Raw genomic sequence first — 18,819 nt, 5'->3', positions numbered from 1 at the left:
AACTGAAGGTTGAAGTTAGTGAATGAGTCTCGAGTACGATTTTGACATTGTTGCAATAGCTCCGGATGAGGTTGATCCTGAGCATGGGCAAACATCGATAACTGGGCGGCCCCCGGTGCGGGCGCGGTTCAGGGATATCAAGACGGCAGACGCTTTGCGCGCTGCATCGCCCAAGATTCGCAGAATATTTCTGGAATCAGGATTTAGCCTGGACGAGTCGGATGGGCATCTTGCCCGAGGTTATTTTCGGCCAGAAGAGGCTGAAGATCGCCTCCTGATCCTAAAGCGGCTTTTTGCGAATATCCGGAATATGGGTGTCCAGGGAGAGTATAGTGGTGAGTTCGATTTCCATCACTTCTTGGGCCATATCAGGACCGCAAAGCCCGGGACCGTGAACCGGAAAATGCCCGAGCGACCATTGCAAGCGCCACGCCCAAGACCAGTGCGTCCAAAGCGTCGCACGGTTTCTGGGCGTATCGGTTTCGCGTTAGGTCTTGCCGTGATCCTGTTTGTGTTTCTGAAACTGCTGGCCGAGCATGGTGCCGCGCTTTGATCCTCAGGCCAGTGTCACACCTGCTGCGCGCATGGCCTGTTCTGCGACAGCCAAAGATCCGTCCATATCAATGGCGCGGCACAAGTTGCTTAAGACAGTGACATCAAACCCCAGCTGTGCCGCATCTACCGCCGAATAATGCACGCAGAAATCTGTCGCCAAACCGACCATGGTCAGCTGCGTGATCCCGCGCGTCTCAAGATAGCCTTTTAGACCAGTGGGCGTGGAATGGTCGTTTTCGAAAAACGCGCTATAGCTATCGATAGCGCTGCGAAATCCCTTGCGGATGATCAGATCGCCATCTGTTCGCAAATCCGCATGGAAGTTCGCGCCTGCGCTGCTCTGAACACAGTGATCGGGCCACAAGACCTGAGGGCCATAAGGCATGTCGATCATCTCGAACGGCGCTTTGCCAGTATGAGAACTGGCGAATGAAGAATGCCCCGCCGGGTGCCAATCCTGTGTCAGGATCACCGTATCGAAGGTATCCATGATCGCATTGATCGGTGCGACGATCTCGTCCCCTCCGGCAACGGCAAGCGCGCCGCCTGGGCAGAAGTCATTCTGAACATCGATAACGAGCAGGGCGTGGGACATGCTGGCCTCCTAAAGTCGTGTTATCGGTATGGTGCGCAGCGGGTATCGTCAATCCGGTCTCTTGTGTGTTTTTGCCAAGGGCATTAGATCGCCCACATGTACACAATCGCTGCCCTATATCATTTCACGCGTTTTCCCGACCCAGATGCGCTGCGCCCAGCTTTGCACGAGCTTTGCCGCGCGCAGTCGGTGAAAGGCACCCTGCTGCTGGCGCAAGAAGGGATCAATGGCACCATCGCCGGACCCCGCGCAGGTATCGATGCGGTTCTGGCTCATATCCGTGCGTTGCCAGGATGCAGTGATCTTGAGTGGAAAGAGGCGACTTCGGACCACCCGCCCTTCGGCAAGATGAAGGTGCGGTTGAAGAAAGAGATCGTGACGATGGGCCAGCCCGATGTCGATCCCCGCGCAAATGTCGGGAATTACGTCGAGCCTGAGGACTGGAACGCGCTGATCCGATCAGATGATGTGGTGGTGATCGACACCCGCAACGATTACGAGGTGGCGATTGGCACGTTTGAGGGTGCAATAGACCCTAAAACAGCCAGTTTTCGCGATTTCCCGGCGTGGTGGGAACAGAACAAGGACCGCTTTCACAACAAACGCGTTGCCATGTTCTGCACCGGTGGCATCCGGTGCGAAAAATCCACCAATTATCTGCTGGGGCAAGGGGTCGAGGATGTCTATCACCTGAAGGGTGGCATCCTGAGGTATCTGGAAGAAACGCCACCCGAAGACAGCACTTGGCAGGGTGAGTGTTTTGTATTCGACAACCGCGTCTCAGTTGGTCATGGTCTGGTCGAGGGGCCGCACAAGCTATGCCATGGTTGCCGTCGCCCGATCCTGCCCGAAGATGTGAAACGCCCTGAATACGAGCATGGCGTATCCTGCCATCGGTGTATCAATGAGACTTCAGAACAGGACAAGGCGCGGTTTCGCGAGCGGCAAAAGCAGATACAGCTGGCCCGCGCGCGGGGCGAGGAACATCTGGGTTCTGACTGAAATCAGCTTGCAGGCCACGTTTGAAATCGGATGATTGTGCGCAAGCCCAACCGACGGAGCGCTCATGACCCACGAACCCAGAACCCTGGAAGAATGGAAATCAACTTTGCTGGCGGCGCTTGGACTGGTCTTGGCAAGCTTTCTTGCGTGGTACGGTCTGTCGCGCCTGAACGAAGCCACTGCAGGCGACACCATTGGCACGCTTTCCTCGGTAGGCCTTCTAATCTGGATCGCCTCGCAGTCCTGGTACTACATGACCCAGGTGAAATCCCCCCGGAGGTTGTTGTTCCTGATGGGGGTGTCCTTCATCCAGGTCGTGCCATTCCTTTTCGCAGCCGTCTACGGCGCGTTTGGATATAAAGACCATTGTGTGATCGGCGCCGAAGGGCCAGCCGATATTCTATATTTCTCATACGTCACCTTCACAACGGTCGGATATGGGGACATGTCCCCAACCGGCTTTTGCCGTGGGCTGGCTGTGGCCGAGGCTGTGACGGGTTACATCCTGTTGGGCATGTTTGTGGCCGCCGCCGTCGCGCTATACGCGCGCAACCACGGCAAATAGAGCGATTTATTTATTATGATCGATCCAGCGCGACATCATTTGTTTGTCGCGGAAACACTCGGACGGGATCGGGCGGCGCTTGCTGCGCGAGATACGTTCGGCAAAAGCAACCTGCTTACCTGTTGGGTAGTTTGCAAAGGGCGACGGATCATGCGGCTTATGGGCTGAAATCCAGTCCGACAGGGATTTGCGGTCACGCTGGGCCTCGACCGGAATCTCAAGCGCTGATTGTTGCGCGATGGCGCGGGCAAAGCGCATCTGCCGATCTGTAACTGGCAGCAGGTGATAGTCGTTTGTCGGGCCGCTCAGGGCGGAATTTCGCATGTTCTGGGCCATCGGGTAATTCTCTGACTATGTAGAACATAAATAGAACATTAACCTTTCGTTTCAAGGGAAGACCCTTTGTATTAGGCGAGATCCTGCCAATTTGCGACTTGATTGACTGATCAGTCAATAATCGATAGTTCGATCCTCAACGTACGCGATCTCTTTGCCTAAAGAGATTTCTGAACACAAAGGGAACCGGCATGAAGTTTCAACCCAAGGCCAGCCACTTCATCAATGGCGAGTATGTCGAGGACACCAATGGCGCGCCCATCGACGTTATCTTCCCCGCCACCGGAGAGGTCATCGCACGGCTACATTCCGCCACGCCTGAGATTGTTGAAAAGGCTCTAAACAGTGCAAAATCGGCCCAAGCGGCCTGGGCTGCCCTATCGGGCACCGAGCGAGGCCGTGTGCTGCGACGCGCGGCCGACATCATGCGGGATCGCAATCGTGACTTATCGATCATCGAAACCCATGATACCGGCAAACCTCTGCAGGAAACGCTGGTGGCCGACGCTACCAGCGGCGCGGATGCGCTGGAGTATTTTGGTGGTCTGGCGGCCTCGCTGACCGGCGAACATATCCCTCTGGCAGACGGGGATTTTGTCTATACCGTCCGCGAGGCGCTGGGCGTTTGTGTGGGCATTGGGGCATGGAACTACCCGACGCAGATCGCTTGCTGGAAGGGTGCCCCGGCGTTGGCGTGCGGAAACACAATGATCTTCAAGCCTTCCGAGACTACTCCGCTGTCGGCATTGCAAGTAGCCGAGATTCTGATCGAGGCAGGTGCACCCAAAGGCGTCTATAACGTTGTTCAGGGCTACGGTGATGTAGGCGCCAGCCTGGTGACCGACCCCCGAGTGGCCAAGGTCTCGCTAACAGGGTCGGGTCCAACGGGCCGCAAGGTGTACGCTGCTGCCGCCGATGGCATGAAACATGTCACCATGGAATTGGGTGGCAAGTCCCCGATGATCGTGTTCGACGACGCCGACATCGAAAATGCCGTGTCAGGCGCCATTCTGGGAAATTTCTACTCCTCGGGACAGGTCTGTTCCAACGGCACTCGAGTTTTTGTGCAAAAGGGAATCAAGGAAGCGTTCCTTAAGCGCCTGTCTGAACGCCTTGCTACGGCGAAAATCGGCGACCCGATGGATGAAGAGGTCAACTTTGGCCCGATGGTCAGCGAAAACCAAATGAATATCGCGCTTGGCTATGTCGAAAAGGGGAGGGCCGAAGGCGCGCGGCTGATCTATGGCGGCGAACGGGTCCAAGGCGATGGTTTCTACATGCAGCCCACGGTTTTTGCCGATGTTAAGGACGATATGACAATCGCGCGCGAAGAGATTTTCGGCCCCGTGATGTCGGTGCTGGACTTCGACACCGAAGAAGAGGTTTTGGCCCGTGCCAATGACACTGAATTCGGTCTGGCCGCCGGCGTCTTCACCAACGACCTAACCCGCGCCCACCGCATCGTGGCAGGTTTTGAGGCGGGGACTTGTTACATCAACACTTATAACCTGGCCCCGGTTGAGGCGCCTTTCGGCGGCTCCAAGATGTCGGGCGTCGGTCGCGAGAACTCGAAACTGGCAATCAACCACTTCAGCGAGATGAAGACAGTCTACGTCTCGATGAATGATGTGGAGGCCCCATACTGAGTAAATCCGGTTGAATAGTCTCTGTTCTTGACAGTTCACGTCGGGGACAGAGCACATGCTGGTTCGTACATATGGCTAAATTCCTCAAGACGCCTCGTCCGCAAACCGGAGATCAGCCTGTGAAAACACACGCCCAAGCTTTTGTGATCGGTGCAGTTTGATCCTTTATCAACTGGCCAAGTTTGGTTGGATTGACGTGGCGATGCTGGAAAGGGCGAGCTATCTTCGGGCCAACCCCAGACCATGTCCCCGGCACAATACGCAATGCCAATTGTAGCGATTGTTTTGGCGGAGCATGTTCGCATCTGGGCTGAACACATTTCTGGGGCGGGTCTGCCGGATCCCGATGTGGCAACCGTAGTGCCCTGGAATACGGTTTCAGAAAGTCCGAGTCACTCGGCCCGGTTTACCAAGGGCAGATGTGGTGATCGTAATCTCAGATAGAGTTGTCCAAGAACCAGCACACTTGAACGCGTGCGGTGGTCCTGAATGATCATTGAGCCAGCTGTAGATCTTCGACACGTTCACTGAGTTTACCGCCACTGTCCCATGGGCATCATGGATTGGCGCATAGGAAGTCCAAATGAATTCAATACCTTTGTTAGAGGCTGATTTTGGCGTCTATCAGCCTACAGGCCAAAGCAGTTACACTTGTCTCTGCAAGAACAGACTTCCAAGGTTCAGTTCGGGTCGATTGCGCGCACTGTCTCAAGCATTTCAGTGATCTGCGCGCGTGCGATGGTGCTGTCCTGTAATAGCATTGCGGCGTCCGACAACGGCTTGTCCGGCTGCCGCGCAACAGGCTTGATCAGGGATGTTCGGATGCGGGACAAATCGGTGAAGGTGTTTGACCTCGCTTCATCCGCACCGCCGGAGCCCGCCAACCAGTTGTATCGATCGGCCATCTCGTGCTTCCCGCCTGCCTGTAATGCGCGCGCGGCGGCATCGAAATCCTGTGTTTGCATCATGGCCTGGGCGCGTAACTCTTGTGCGGTGTCCGAGGAATCGTCCGCGATTTCCAGCAGCGCCTGACGGGGACGGTTGTCCATCAGAGCCGCCTTTGCCCGAAGCCGAGCACGATCACGGCTGCGTTCCCGATCTTGCGGTCGGTTTGCCAGCGCGTAAGCCTGCGCTGAAAACCCAAGGTCAGCCAATCGCTCTGCCATGGATACGGCAGTTTCGACCGCCAGCGCGTTGCGTCGCTTGTCCTTCAATTCCATCACATGGCGCAGGAAAGTAATGTCGTCCGCCCGCTCCGCCAGCAATTGGAATACCTGATCTCGTGTCCTCTGCCATTCGTCGGAATCCGAGACATCCTCAAAACTGGCAAGAGCTCCGGTAAAATCCTGCGACAAAGCCATCGCCAAAGCGTGTGCACGCGCCAACATCGGGCCAAGTTCGGACTTCCGAAGCTCGCGCGCATAACTTGCAGCTAAATCGAGGTCGCGGGGCGAGACCGTACCCCGGTCCGACCACCGCTTTTCGATCAACCGCGCAAGTGCCAACGGCGCATCGGTCGCGGCATCGGGCGCCGATATGACCTCGGTCAACAGCGTTTCTGCTGTATCGGTATCCCCTGCAGCATCCGCGATTTTGGCTTGGGCGAAGGTTACATCAGCGGGTTCGTCCTCTAAGACCCGTTCGACCGCACGCAAGATCCGGCGCGATACTTCAAGTCGGCCTGCCGAGACAAACATCTCGGCGATATCCGGGCCGAGATGTTGCCTGAGATGCCACGGCAGCCGACCAAAACTGCGTTCGATCGCCTTCACATGCGCATCGGATTGAAGTTTACCCTTACTCAAAAGCGCCCAGAGTGCGGCGGCACCATCACATCTTTGCTGTCCTTCCAAAGGGTTCGGCGTCGGCGCAGGCAACCCGTCCATCACTGATGCGATGGCCGCTACTCTGCGCTGCTCAACCGAGGTCTCCGACAACAAAGACAGGGCTTGGTGCGCTTCTACACCGAACCCAAAATACGTGTAGAGCTTCGCCAAATCCATTGCATACGCCTGGTCGACACGATCGAATTCCAGAAATAACCCGACCCGCAATTCGGCCACATCCTCGGAAAATGATCGAGCGCCCGACCATGTCTCAAAACCCAGTTCGCTGTCCGTGATACATTCCGGTTTGCTATCAATCTGAGGAACTGCCTGATTGCTCAGCCCCGAAACCTCATCGAGCACCGAAGACAGTCGCAGATTTGGCACCAGCTTTTCCGAAGATCGCAGCGGCCCAAAACTGGACGATTCCCTGCTTCCGACACCTGCCAGTTCAAGATCAACAACCTCTCGATCAGCGCTTTGCAATATACGTGATGCCAACTGCTCCTCAAAATTTCGTTGATTTAACTGCAGCAAAGGCAAGGCCAGTTCGGTGGCTGGAATATCAGTAGGTAAGGGTTTTGGGGCCGGGATACTTGCAGTCCTGGGAAGCGCCTCTGGCTCTACCGGGTCATTTGCAGGTGTACCCTGGCCGGGTGCGATATCTATGACCACCATAGTTTGGCGATGCAGAAACGCCGTTGCCACGCAGTCGCACCCAAAAGTCATCTCCAACGCTGCACCTGGCCCGACCTGTTGAAGCGATTGCAGACGGTTCCCCGACAGACGGTCGAAGACAGCTGCAGTGTTGAATGTCGCAGTATCGATGCCAATGCTCAGCCGCGCGCCGTTCTCGACCGGATCCAACATCCAACCGGTGCCAGAGGGGACCTGTACCACCAGACGCGTGTATCCCTCATGCTCGCCCGATCGCACGGTCAAAGCCTGTGCTGACGCGCTTGTGCCCCATGCGAGCAAGACCAAAGACAATGCGCGGATCATGCTGCAGCCTGCTTGAGTTCCTTAAGCGCGTCTTCAAGTTCCGAGAAACCGGGCCGGTTGTGGGTCGGTGTGTTCTGGCGGCCGACCTCAATACACATGGCCGCGTTGTGGTTGTGAAGATTAGCCACCAGAACCTCTTTGATGAGTTGGTAAAAGTGGTTGTCTTCTTCAACAACAGATTTCAGCTTGCCCGCGAAAGGACCCACCAATCCATAAGCCAGAAAAACCCCCAGAAACGTCCCAACCAACGCGCCGCCGATCAGCTTACCCAGAACTTCCGGTGGTTGGTCGATTGATCCCATCGTCTTGATCACACCCAAAACGGCGGCCACGATCCCCAGGGCGGGCAACCCGTCAGCAACGGTTTGCAGCGCGTGGCTTGAATGCATGGCATGGTGGAAGTTCGCCTCCATCCGCTTTTCCAGCACCTCCTCAACCTGGTGCGGGTCGTCATAGTTCATCGCCGCCGAGCGCATGGTGTCACAGATCAGATCCACCGCTTCTTTGTCGGCTTGAATCTTGGGATATGCGGAAAATAGCGATGAGCTTCCTGGCTCTTCAATGTGCTGTTCTACCTCGACCGGGTTCGCGCGTGCGATCCGGATCAGAGAGAACAACAAGCATAACAGATCGCGATAATCCTCGGGCTTCCATTTGGGTCCTTTAAAAACTTTCGCGATATCCTTGGCGGTGTGTTTTACGCCGCCGATATCATTGCTGATCAGAAATGCGCCGACTGCGGCCCCTCCGATCATCATCATCTCGAAGGGCAGTGATTTCATAATGATGGCCATCTTGCCGCCTGCGGCAAGGTAGCCGCCGAATACCATGACAAAGATGACGGCAATTCCGATGAGCCCGATCATGAAAGGCCTCCAGCGTTGAGGGTGCAGATAGATATGGCCATGAGGGTCATTCCTGTGGGGCACGTGCATTGCGCCCGGCCATGATCACGCTGATGGTGTAAGCAGCCTCGGGGCTGAGACCGGCCATAACTTCAGCGGCAGCTTCCGGTGGCATGCGAGACAGGAAGCCAGCGGCGAATACCGCGTCCATCGTTTCGAACAACGCGGCGGCATCTTTGGGCTTCATGCTCTGATACACGTCAGTCAGTTGTGTCAGATCGTTTTCGGCGGCCTTTTCGGCAATCGCCACCGTTTCACGCAGAGCGTTCTCGGCGTCCTCCAGCATGGTGAGCCGGGTTTCGATGGCCTGATCAGCAATGTCGAGCGCCCGTTCCCGGTCCAAAATCGTGCTTTCACGCTGGTTTAGAGTCTTTTGACGGCGCAATAGTTCCGTAAGCAGCAATTGTAGATCTGCCGCATTCGCCTCTTTGCGTTCACCACCGTCGGGCGAGGCCATGTTTGGTTCCGCGCCGCGGGCAAGTGCAGGCCCGGCCTCAAGCCCGATGCGAATAATCGCAGAGCCGACCATCAGCAAGGAAATGACGGTCAGAACACCGCCGCGCGCTCGGCGATCAGGCGCTTTTGCCCGGTTGCGACTCATTTCGCTGCTCCGCCAGATGGAGCGGCGTGCCGAAAGAACATCAGGCCTTCTGGTTTCTTTGCGGGCGGCTCTGGTGGTGCTTCCGATGGCTCAGTCGAGACCTCAGTTGGTTCACCAGACGGATCGGATGCAGTTTCTTGTGCTTCGCCGGGCTGCTCAGACCTGTCCTCAGCAGGTGCGTCATCTGGCTGATCCATGGGAGCGTCTGGCTCAGAGGGCTCTTCCTGAACGACATCGTGCATCGAGGCCATCATAAGCTCCAACCGTTGTGCGACGGTTTCTGCCCGTTCGGTCAGCGTCTGCAACGCGGTGCCGGAATCATCCGAAGCCTGACGCGCGCTATCCAGCGATTTTCGCAACTCTTCTGCTTGCGAGGACAGCACAGAAACGGCGCCACCCACACCCTTCTCAAGATCGGTAAACCGCTTCAGGCGTCGCGACAGAACGAAACAATACAGACCAGCCCCAAGAGCGCCCGCAACCAGCAGAATATCGGCAATCAACTCCACCATCGCCTCCTAATTCAGTACAAATTCCATGACCAGAACGTCACGCACGCGGCCTTCGCCAACGACGATCCCAATGCGTCGTAGCAGGTGTCCGCGGATCCTCATCAAAGCCAGAGAATCTTCCAGATCGGTTAACTCAAGGGCGCGCAAATAGCTGTTCAGAACGTCCATGATTCGCGGCTGCATCTTTTCAACCTCGGCGGCGTAGCCCGCATTCACTTCAAGCTGCGCGTGAAATTTCAAATGTCGCGAATCATCTGACTTGACCGAGATGATCACCGGCGGAAGATCGACAAATTTCACATCGGGAAGTGCCTTTACGGAAGCGTCTTCGCCTTTCTTTTTGGCTTCTTTCACCATCTCGGACCCACCTATGGGAAGCAGGCCGGATGCAGTTATGAAATAGCCGCCAACACCGCCCGCGATAGCCAGAATCAGCCCAAGCATAAAGCCTTTTTTCCCTGATTTTTTAGGGGCTTCCACCTCATCTGCAGTTGCGTCGGTCATGCCGTCCTCATGAATCTGTTCGGCAACCGTCATAACCCCTCAGGGACTAACCGATTGTTAAGGGCAATCGTCCAAACAAGGGCAGAGCCGCACAGAATGTCGGTGAGTCGGAGGTAAGCGTGCAGCAGATCGGAACTGTCTGGGCAAGTTTGGACAGGCGCAAACAAATTATCGTGGCCGGTGCCGTGGCACTGGTGTTTCTGGGTGTGCTTGCGATGTCACGGATTGTGACAGCGCCGTCGATGACGCTGCTTTATGCGGGGCTCGAAAGCGGTGCAGCTGGGGATATCGTGCGGGCGCTGGACCAGCGTGGTGTGACCTATGAAATAAGGGGTGGCTCAATCTACGTCCCCGGCGTTCAGCGGGATGAGTTGCGGATGACTTTGGCTAGCGAGGGCCTGCCTGCGAACGGCAATCGCGGTTACGAACTGCTGGATTCGCTCAGCGGCTTTGGCACTACGTCGCAGATGTTTGATGCCGCCTATTGGCGCGCAAAAGAAGGAGAGCTGGCGCGCACGATTGTGGGCAGCCCGCATGTCAGCAAGGCCCGGGTGCACATCGCCAACAGCTCCTCCAACCCGTTTCAGCGCAGCATAGCACCAACCGCTTCGGTTTATCTGGTCCCGTCGGGTGCACCGATTAACGGAGATCAGGCAAAGGCGATCCGGTTTTTAGTGGCGTCGGCGGTTAGCGGGCTGGCATCGGAAAACGTCACTGTGATTGATTCGAATGGGGCCGTGATTGGCGCGCAGGACACGGCGGTGGCAGCCGATACTGCAGATGATAAGGCGCGCCAATTGCGTGAGAAAGTTCTACGTCTGGTCGAAGCCCGGGTCGGGGCCGGCAACGCGGTGGTTGAGGTCAGCGTAGATACGGTGACCGAAACCGAGTCTATCCGGGAACGTCGCTTTGACCCCAAAGGCCGTGTTGCAATCAGCACGGATGTTGAAGAACGGTCGGACAGTGCGCGTAATCAGTCGGCGGATGTGACAGTGGCGTCGAATTTGCCGGATGGCGACGGGGCCGGAGGCGATGAATCCAATTCGAATGCCACTCAGACCCGCGAACGGGTGAATTATGAGGTGTCAGAGACCGAGTTGGAAGTTCATCGCGCGCCAGGTGCGATCAAACGTCTGACTGTCGCGGTGCTGGTCAATGGTGTTCGAGCGGCAGGTACAGATGGCGTCGAGATTTTTGAACCCATGCCGCAGCCCGAGCTTGATGCACTGCAAGAGCTTGTGGCTTCTGCGGTCGGGTTTGATGCTGAACGCGGCGACGTCATCACACTGAAATCGCTCGACTTGCCCATGGTTGAACCCCAGGGAACGTTGGTGTCCGGGTCGATCTGGCAGAACATGCATATCGACGCTATGTCGCTAATCCAGATGGTGGTTTTGGCGCTGGTTTCCCTTGTTTTGGGTCTGTTTGTCATACGGCCAATTCTGACGAAATCTGCGGCATCGGCGCTGCTGCCAGCAGGTGCACCGGTCGAGGTCGCCCCAGCGCCTTCCCTGACCGGGGAAATTGCGACCGCAGATGCGCCGGACTTTGCACCGCTCGCGGATGCGGCGCAGCCGAATGTTCCGGCGATTGCCGCTGCGCGTGGGGAAGATCCTGTCGACCGTTTGCGCGCCATGATCGGCGACAAGCAGGAAGAGACGGTAGAGATCCTGCGCAGCTGGCTTGAAGAAGGCGAGGAGAAGGTGTGATGTCGATCGCTCATCTTCTTGAAGACTTCACCGCCCCTGCGGCTGGGGTGGCCGTACATCTACTGGATGAAGACGCACTGGAAGAACAGCGGCTTGCTGCATTTGAACAAGGCTATGGGGCGGGCTGGGAAGATGCGGTTCAGGCGCAGGAACAGACTGGCACACAGCTAAGCTCCGATCTGTCGGCGACGTTATCCGACCTGTCCTTTACCTATCAAGAAGCATTGACCCGCATGACCCTGTCGCTGGAACCGATGTTCCAGAGCCTGGTTCAGACTATTCTGCCTGAGACGATCGAGCATGGCTTTGCGAAGCGATTGACCGAGCAGATTTGCGACATGGCGCGTGAGCAGGTCGGCCAGCCACTGCAGCTGACTGTTCCGGCGGGCACTTCGGATCAGGTCGAGGCGATGCTGCCGCAGGATATCTCGCCGCGTCCCCAGGTCATCGAGGATGTCTCGCTCCAGCCGGGACAGGCGCGATTGCAGGTGGGGATCGCCCAACGCGAGGTGGACTGCGCTGCCTTGCTCTCATCCATTGCTGCAGCGTTCGACGCATATCTGTTTGAAGCAAAAGAGGCTTTGTCAAATGAGTGATCCTCAACCACCGAAACCCGAAAAACCCAACCCGTTCGAGACTGTTCCGATCGAAGTCACCGTCTCGGTCGGGCGTGCGCGGCCTTTGATCCGTGACCTGTTGAGCATGGGCGAAAATGCCGTACTGACACTGGACAAGCGGATCGAGGATCCGGTTGACCTCTATGTCGGGGACCAATTGGTAGCGCGCGGTCTGTTGGAAGAGATGGAGGGCGACCAGTCCGGGCAACTGGCTGTACGGCTGACCGAAATCTCGGATCTGCAGAACGGGATCGGATGATGCGCTACCTTTTTTGGCTGGCATTTTTGCTGGTCATACCCTCCGGTGGCGCGGCGCAAGAACTGTCGCTGTCCCTGGGCGAGGGCGGGTCGATCTCGGCCCGGACCATCCAGTTGATTTTGCTGATCACGGTGCTCAGCCTGGCACCGGGACTGGCGATCATGATCACCTGTTTCCCGTTTTTGATCACGGTTTTGGCGATCCTGCGGCAAGGAATCGGCTTGCAGCAGTCACCGCCAAATATGTTGATCGTCAGTCTGGCGCTGTTTCTGACCTATTTCGTCATGGAGCCGGTTTTTACCGAGGCGTGGGAGACCGGGATTCAGCCGATGGTCGAGGAAACGCTTGACGTAGAGCCTGCGCTGGAACGCGCGCTAGTGCCGTTTCGCAGTTTTATGGCAGCGCGCATTGATGTCGACACGTTTCAGGCCATGGCAGACCTGCGCCCGGATGATGCTGCGATCCAACTATCGCCCGAGGCCCCGTTATCCGTGCTGATGCCGTCCTTCATGTTGTCGGAAATCGCGCGGGCCTTTCAGATCGGGTTCCTGATTTTCCTACCTTTCCTGATAATCGATCTCGTTGTCGCAGCGGTTTTGATGTCGATGGGAATGATGATGGTGCCCCCGGCTACAGTCTCGCTGCCGTTCAAATTGGCGTTTTTCGTCATCGCTGATGGCTGGGCCTTGATCGCCAGCGCCTTGGTGCGCAGCTATGCGCCATGACTATTGCCGTGTGATCTGTAGTCGGGCGCGCAGACCCTGATCTCCGGCCTCGAAACTCAGCGTTCCGCCATGTTGTTCGGCAACGGTGCTGACAATTGTCAGGCCCAATCCGAACCCGTCCGAAGATCCGATGTTTGATCCGCGCTGGAACGGTGCCAGTAGCGCCTCGATATCCGCGACCGATAGGTCGGTGCCCTTGTCTTCGACGATGATCGTGGCGGTCTGTGCATCAGTTTCCAGTTCAACCTCGGCGTGACGACCGTATTTCAGGGCATTATCGATCAGATTGGACAAAGCTCGTTTCAATGCGATGGGCTGACCCGTCACCAGGATGCGCCGCGTTTCCGGCAGCGACGCATGCCCACGGCGTGACATGAAAACAGACGACGCGCTTTCGACGACAACGGGATCAACGGCTTTCAACGACACAGGCCGGTCCATATCCTGATAATCGGCCACAAGCGATTCAACCAGCGAGGTCAACGATATCTGGCGCGGTTCCTCGACGCTGAGTTCCGATCGCGTGTAAGTAAGCACGCTTTCTATCATGCCGGTCATCTGGTCCACGTCGGCCTCGAGCTTTTCGCGCAACTCGCCATCGGGAATCAGCGCCGCACGCAGCCGGACCCGGGTTGCAGGTGTCCCCAGATCGTGGCTGACACCCGACAGTACAATGGCGCGTTTCTCAAGCTGCGCACGTTCGGCATCCAGGTGATCATTCACCGCAGTCACGATATCGCGCAGCTCTTCGGGCCCGTCCGCGTCATAGCTTTGCGGCCCGCCGCGACGTCGGCGGTCACCAAGTGCCTGAGCAAAGCGTGCGAAACTGTCAGAAACATTCCCGACCGAGGTCAGAAGCACCGCCAAGGACACAATGCCCAGCAATATTGCGGGCAAACGCAGATCAACCGGCGCAGCCTTACAGCCCCAGATTGCGGTGCCGTCGACTTGCTGCCAGACCCCGCGCCCGAATTGCGCGATCAGGATAGGTTCGCTGCAATATGTGGCCAACAGGCGGGTCAGGTTCCCCATCTTCTCGGGGCCGGTCTGATCGCTGCCAGATACGATGTCTGAAACCGGATAGACCAGTCGATCCGATAACACCGCAAGCGTCAATTCGCGGCCACTCAGGGGGGCTGAACTGTCGGTCAGGATCGACAGATTGGTGACAAAGCGGCGATCCGCAAAGCCGGGCATTTGCTGGAACGCTCCACTATCAGCAAGCGCGGCTGCCTCGGTTGGCAATGGGTTGATCAATAGGCCGGGTGGCGGCGCCATCCCCGTTCGCAAGTCTTCGTATATGGTGAAACCAGCAACAAATGCTGCGGTCTGGTACCGGTTCCACGCCTGTGCCGAGGTGAACCACATCCCGGCAGCGACCAGCCCCGCGACAAAGGCGGACAGGGTCCAGAGCCAGCCAAAACTGCGCAGGCGCAGGGTCATGCGTCCTCATCCACCATAACGTCAGCGGTAAACAGATAGCCAACACCGCGCTCGGTGCGCAGCATCTGGGGGTCTTTTGGATTGGCCTCGATTTTCGACCGCAACCGCCCCACCAGCATATCTATGGCACGGCCTTGCGCCTCGGGCTTGTCGGCCTCACCGGTTACATCCAGTGCGGCGGCGATCTCATCACGGGTCAGCGGAATATGCGGGTTCGCCAGCAAAACCTTCAGCAGGGCGGTCTCCCGTTGGGACAGGGAAACCAGATAGCCTTCGGGCGAATGCACCTCGTCCCGTTTGCCGTCAAAGACCCAGCCGTCAAAGTGAAAGGTGCGCGTGCGGCGGCGGTATGCCAGCGAAGGCGTGCGTCGGGCGCGTTGCATCACCGCACGGACGCGGGCCAGCAACAGTTGCGGGTTGAATGGTTTGGCGATGTAATCGTCTGCTCCAACCTCATATCCTGCCATGCGCTGATGATCCGCCGACAGGGCCGAGACCAGAATGATCGGTACATCCTGTTCGGCCCGCAACCGGGCACAGATCTCGACGCCGTTTTCATCGCCCAGCATCACGTCCAACAGGATCAGGTCGATCCGCCCCGAGGTTAGATGCGTGCGTATTTCACTTTCGGAACTGGCAGGCAGAGCAATATACCCGTTCTGCTGAAAGAACTGGGTCATCATCGACCGCATCTCCGAATCGTCATCCACCACCAGGAGCCGGGGAATGCCCACTCTGTTTCTCCTCCTCAGGGTTCTCCGTCGCCGCCAATTGTAACGAATGGAAACGGATTCAAGGCCAACGTAACACGGGGTAACAAAAGCGGTGAAAATTTCCACCTTGTCAGGATATTGCATCGCATTCTGCGTTGCCATGCGGCATTCCGTTAGCGCTATATCACCTATGGCCGCCCTTGGGGTGGCACCGAATTCTCAGGGAGGAGAACAAAAAATGAAGCGTTTTGCATTTGCCACCGTGTCGACCTTGGCCGTAGTGGCCGGGTCGGCTGTTGTGGCTGAACCAAAGGCCGAAGTTCTGCACTGGTGGACATCCGGTGGTGAGGCGAAATCGGTCGCGGTTCTGCAGGAAGAGTTCGCCTCGAACGGCGGCACATGGACCGATATGCCGGTCGCAGGTGGCGGCGGCGATGCGGCCATGACTGCGCTGCGTGCCCGGGTTCTTGCGGGTAACGCGCCGACTGCTGTTCAGCTGAAAGGACCTGCCATTCAGGAATGGTATGAAGAGGGCGTTTTGGCAGACATTTCATCCGTGGCAGAAGCCGAAGGCTGGGCCGATGTGCTGCCAGCATCGATTGCAGGCCACATGATGTGCGAAGGTACGTGGTGCGCAGCACCTGTGAACGTGCACCGCATCGACTGGATCTGGGCCAATGCTGACGTTCTGGCCGCCAACGACATTGAAATGCCCACAACTTGGGAAGAGTTCAACGCCGCTGCCGAAAAACTGCAGGCTGCCGGAGTGATCCCGTTGGCCCATGGTGGCCAGGCGTGGCAAGACGCCACAGTGTTCGAAGCGGTTGCGCTGGGACTGGGTGGCCCCGAGTTCTATCAGAAAGCCTTTGTCGATCTCGACCCCGAGGCGCTGACCTCGGACACCATGGTTCAGGTCTTTGATCAGATGCGCACCCTGCGCGGTTATGTGGACGAAAACTTCTCAGGCCGCGACTGGAACCTTGCCACCGCCATGGTGATGAATGGCGAAGCAGCCTTCCAAATCATGGGTGACTGGGCCAAGGGCGAATTCCTGGCGGCTGGCAAGAAGCCCGGCGAAGACTTCCTGTGTGCCTCGACCCCCGGCGACGGATATCTGTACAACGTCGACAGCTTCGCCATGTTCGAAGTGGAAGGTGACGACAACCGCGCTGGTCAGGAATTACTGGCCAAGCTGATCGTCGCGCCGAAGTTCCAGGAAGTGTTCAACCTGAACAAGGGCTCGATCCCTGCGCGGACTGATGTGGCGCTGGATGCGTTCGACATCTGCGCGCAAATCTCGGCCGAAGATATGGGTTCGACCTCGGCAGGCGGTTCGCTGCTGCCGTCTTACGCCCATGGTATGGCGCTGCGCGGGTCGCAGGCCGGTGCGATTACGGATGTTGTGACCGCACATTTCAACTCGGATATGTCCTCGGCTGACGCGGTTCAGCAACTGGCGGACGCGGTAGCAAACAGCTACTGATCCAATACGCTCTGCCCCTATAGTGAGGGGCAGGGCATCTTTCCCCGGAGGCTAAAATGTCCGAATGGCTGGAAAACCACCTGCCCAAGGTGGTGCTGGCACCGTCGTTCATCGCCGTATTGATCTTTGTCTACGGATTTATCGGATGGACCGCATGGGTGTCGCTAACCCGATCGAAACTACTGCCGAAATACGAGATCAAAGGCTTCATTCAGTATGAACGCCTGTTCGACTCACCCCGCTGGGATACGGCGATCAACAACCTGTATATCTTTGGCGCGCTGTTCATCGTGATCGCGATGGTACTGGGCCTGTTGCTGGCCATCCTGCTGGATCAGAAGATCCGCGTCGAAGGCGCGATCCGGACGATCTACTTGTACCCGATGGCGTTGTCGATGATCGTGACCGGTACGGCGTGGAAGTGGATTTTGAACCCGGGCCTGGGCATCGAATCCATGGTGCAGGGCTGGGGCTTTCCGAATTTCGAATTCGACTGGCTGGTGAACCCTGACTATGCGATCTACACTATCGTGATCGCCGCGATCTGGCAGAGTTCCGGCTTCGTCATGGCGTTGTTTTTGGCCGGTTTGCGTTCGGTCGATGGCGAGATCATCAAGGCCGCACAGGTCGATGGTATCCCCACGTGGCGCATCTATACGGCGATCATCATCCCTTCGATGGCCCCGATTTTCCTGTCTGCTTTCATCGTGCTGGCGCACCTCGCAATCAAAAGCTTCGACCTTGTCATCGCCCTGACTGGTGGCGGTCCGGGCTACGCAACCGATCTGCCCGCTACTTACATGTATGCCATGGCGTTTTCGCGCGGCGATATTGGTCAAGCAGCCTCGTCCGCGATGATCATGATGCTGGTCGTCTTTGCCATCGTGGTTCCCTATCTTTACTCAGAGCTGAGGGCGAAAAATGACTGATCTGTCGATGCCCCAAACACAAACCCGCACCCAAAGCGCTACGGGCAAGATTGCCCTGCGTTGGTTGCTTTATGTCCTGCTTGGCCTGTTTGCACTGTATTATCTGATGCCGCTCTTCGTGATGTTGACGACATCATTGAAAAGCCTTGAGGAAATCCGCACCGGCAGCCTGATTTCGCTGCCGCGAGAGGTCAGCTTTGACGCTTGGAAAACCGCATGGTCCGGCGCTTGTACCGGTATCCAGTGTGAAGGTTTGCGACCCTATTTCTGGAACTCGGTTTTGATCGCGGTGCCTGCGGTATTTTTGTCGACCCTGCTGGGTGCGCTGAACGGCTATGTCGTGGCGCAATGGCGGTTCAAAGGGGCCAATATCATCTTCTCGCTGATGCTGTTCGGTTGCTTCATCCCGTTCCAAGTTGTTCTGCTGCCAATGGCACGTCTGCTGGGTATGATGGGGATTGCCGGAACCATTCCGGGCCTGATCTTTGTCCATGTGATCTACGGGCTGGGCTTCACCACGCTGTTCTTCCGCAACTACTATGTCACCATTCCGGCCGAGCTGACCAAGGCGGCGCGGGTTGATGGGGCCGGCTTCATGCGGATCTTCTGGTCGATCTTCCTGCCGCTGTCGCTGCCCATCATCGTGGTGACCGTGATCTGGCAGTTCACGCAGATCTGGAACGACTTCCTGTTTGGCGTGTCGTTCAGCCAGGCAGGGACACAGCCCGTAACTGTTGCGCTCAACAACATCGTAAACTCCACCACCGGCGTCAAAGAATACAACGTCGACATGGCTGCCGCGATCATCGCAGGGCTGCCGACGCTGCTCGTCTATGTCGTTGCCGGTAAGTATTTCATCCGCGGCCTGACCGCTGGCTCAGTGAAGGGATAA

General features: G+C 57.2%; 20 protein-coding genes. 11 read left to right on the top strand and 9 right to left on the bottom strand.

The window, feature by feature from the left end; all coding sequences use genetic code 11:
* Positions 1–22 precede the first annotated feature (22 nt).
* Positions 23–553: a hypothetical protein gene (locus tag ACR0L9_RS11920; protein WP_170514119.1), complete on the top strand. Its 531-nt coding sequence runs from the start codon at positions 23–25 to the stop codon at positions 551–553.
* 3 nt (positions 554–556) lie between these two features.
* On the opposite strand, the gene pncA is transcribed toward ACR0L9_RS11920, so the two are convergent.
* A complete protein-coding gene (pncA, locus tag ACR0L9_RS11915) occupies positions 557–1,150 on the bottom strand; it encodes a bifunctional nicotinamidase/pyrazinamidase (protein ID WP_170515163.1) in 594 nt (197 codons plus the stop codon).
* Positions 1,151–1,246: 96 nt separating this feature from the next.
* Between pncA and trhO the strand changes: the two genes are divergently transcribed.
* Both trhO and ACR0L9_RS11905 read left to right on the top strand, forming a co-directional pair.
* Positions 1,247–2,152 carry an oxygen-dependent tRNA uridine(34) hydroxylase TrhO gene (gene trhO, locus ACR0L9_RS11910; protein ID WP_480895726.1) on the top strand — a complete coding sequence of 302 codons (906 nt, stop codon included), beginning with the start codon at positions 1,247–1,249 and terminating at the stop codon, positions 2,150–2,152.
* 64 nt (positions 2,153–2,216) lie between these two features.
* Entirely contained in the window at positions 2,217–2,717 is a 501-nt protein-coding gene (locus ACR0L9_RS11905; RefSeq protein WP_480895725.1) for a potassium channel family protein, read from the top strand.
* 6 nt (positions 2,718–2,723) lie between these two features.
* Here ACR0L9_RS11905 and ACR0L9_RS11900 read toward each other — a convergent pair whose 3' ends face one another.
* Complete coding sequence (locus tag ACR0L9_RS11900; protein ID WP_370644326.1) at positions 2,724–3,041, bottom strand: hypothetical protein; 318 nt, start codon at positions 3,039–3,041, stop codon at positions 2,724–2,726.
* A gap of 203 nt (positions 3,042–3,244) precedes the next feature.
* On the opposite strand from ACR0L9_RS11900, the gene betB reads away from it, so the two are divergent.
* On the top strand, positions 3,245–4,699 hold the full coding sequence (gene betB, locus ACR0L9_RS11895; RefSeq protein ID WP_480895724.1) for a betaine-aldehyde dehydrogenase: 1,455 nt from the start codon (positions 3,245–3,247) through the stop codon (positions 4,697–4,699).
* Positions 4,700–5,379: 680 nt separating this feature from the next.
* On the opposite strand, the gene ACR0L9_RS11890 is transcribed toward betB, so the two are convergent.
* The 5 genes from ACR0L9_RS11890 to ACR0L9_RS11870 are packed head-to-tail and all read right to left on the bottom strand — an operon-like array spanning position 5,380 to position 10,049.
* Positions 5,380–7,527, bottom strand: coding sequence for a tetratricopeptide repeat protein (locus ACR0L9_RS11890; RefSeq protein ID WP_480895723.1), 2,148 nt, complete (start codon positions 7,525–7,527; stop codon positions 5,380–5,382).
* On the bottom strand, positions 7,524–8,393 hold the full coding sequence (gene motA, locus ACR0L9_RS11885; protein ID WP_170408548.1) for a flagellar motor stator protein MotA: 870 nt from the start codon (positions 8,391–8,393) through the stop codon (positions 7,524–7,526). Before motA ends, ACR0L9_RS11890 begins: the two co-directional genes overlap by 4 nt.
* A gap of 46 nt (positions 8,394–8,439) precedes the next feature.
* A complete protein-coding gene (locus tag ACR0L9_RS11880) occupies positions 8,440–9,033 on the bottom strand; it encodes a MotE family protein (protein ID WP_480895722.1) in 594 nt (197 codons plus the stop codon).
* Positions 9,030–9,542: a hypothetical protein gene (locus ACR0L9_RS11875; protein WP_480762721.1), complete on the bottom strand. Its 513-nt coding sequence runs from the start codon at positions 9,540–9,542 to the stop codon at positions 9,030–9,032. Before ACR0L9_RS11875 ends, ACR0L9_RS11880 begins: the two co-directional genes overlap by 4 nt.
* A gap of 9 nt (positions 9,543–9,551) precedes the next feature.
* Positions 9,552–10,049, bottom strand: coding sequence for a flagellar basal body-associated FliL family protein (locus ACR0L9_RS11870; RefSeq protein WP_480895721.1), 498 nt, complete (start codon positions 10,047–10,049; stop codon positions 9,552–9,554).
* 119 nt (positions 10,050–10,168) lie between these two features.
* On the opposite strand from ACR0L9_RS11870, the gene fliF reads away from it, so the two are divergent.
* The 4 genes from fliF to fliP are packed head-to-tail and all read left to right on the top strand — an operon-like array spanning position 10,169 to position 13,359.
* Positions 10,169–11,758, top strand: coding sequence for a flagellar basal-body MS-ring/collar protein FliF (gene fliF, locus ACR0L9_RS11865; protein ID WP_170819184.1), 1,590 nt, complete (start codon positions 10,169–10,171; stop codon positions 11,756–11,758).
* Positions 11,758–12,354 (top strand): ABC transporter ATP-binding protein, encoded by a 597-nt coding sequence (locus ACR0L9_RS11860; protein ID WP_480586394.1) that lies wholly within the window; start codon positions 11,758–11,760, stop codon positions 12,352–12,354. Before fliF ends, ACR0L9_RS11860 begins: the two co-directional genes overlap by 1 nt.
* On the top strand, positions 12,347–12,634 hold the full coding sequence (locus ACR0L9_RS11855) for a FliM/FliN family flagellar motor switch protein (protein ID WP_170394848.1): 288 nt from the start codon (positions 12,347–12,349) through the stop codon (positions 12,632–12,634). The genes ACR0L9_RS11860 and ACR0L9_RS11855 overlap by 8 nt, the downstream gene beginning before the upstream one ends.
* The gene (gene fliP, locus ACR0L9_RS11850) at positions 12,631–13,359 is read left to right on the top strand and encodes a flagellar type III secretion system pore protein FliP (protein WP_480895720.1); all 729 of its coding nucleotides are present in this window, start codon (positions 12,631–12,633) and stop codon (positions 13,357–13,359) included. The genes ACR0L9_RS11855 and fliP overlap by 4 nt, the downstream gene beginning before the upstream one ends.
* Here the strand turns inward: fliP and ACR0L9_RS11845 are convergent, their stop codons facing one another.
* Together ACR0L9_RS11845 and ACR0L9_RS11840 are read right to left on the bottom strand one after the other, a co-directional pair.
* Complete coding sequence (locus ACR0L9_RS11845) at positions 13,360–14,802, bottom strand: sensor histidine kinase (RefSeq protein ID WP_480895719.1); 1,443 nt, start codon at positions 14,800–14,802, stop codon at positions 13,360–13,362.
* Positions 14,799–15,536, bottom strand: coding sequence for a response regulator transcription factor (locus ACR0L9_RS11840; RefSeq protein WP_170408540.1), 738 nt, complete (start codon positions 15,534–15,536; stop codon positions 14,799–14,801). The genes ACR0L9_RS11845 and ACR0L9_RS11840 overlap by 4 nt, the downstream gene beginning before the upstream one ends.
* Positions 15,537–15,753: 217 nt before the next feature.
* Here ACR0L9_RS11840 and ACR0L9_RS11835 point away from each other — a divergent pair, with 217 nt between their 5' ends.
* From ACR0L9_RS11835 to ACR0L9_RS11825, 3 genes are read left to right on the top strand one after another with little or no spacing between them, the layout of a single operon-like run.
* Positions 15,754–16,998 (top strand): ABC transporter substrate-binding protein, encoded by a 1,245-nt coding sequence (locus ACR0L9_RS11835; protein ID WP_170514081.1) that lies wholly within the window; start codon positions 15,754–15,756, stop codon positions 16,996–16,998.
* A 56-nt stretch (positions 16,999–17,054) separates the two neighbouring features.
* Positions 17,055–17,927: a carbohydrate ABC transporter permease gene (locus ACR0L9_RS11830; protein ID WP_039543053.1), complete on the top strand. Its 873-nt coding sequence runs from the start codon at positions 17,055–17,057 to the stop codon at positions 17,925–17,927.
* Entirely contained in the window at positions 17,920–18,819 is a 900-nt protein-coding gene (locus ACR0L9_RS11825) for a carbohydrate ABC transporter permease (protein ID WP_170408537.1), read from the top strand. The genes ACR0L9_RS11830 and ACR0L9_RS11825 overlap by 8 nt, the downstream gene beginning before the upstream one ends.

It is taken from the genome of Ruegeria sp. I3 (assembly GCF_056532525.1).
This window is presented reverse-complemented; position numbering and strand designations above follow the sequence as displayed.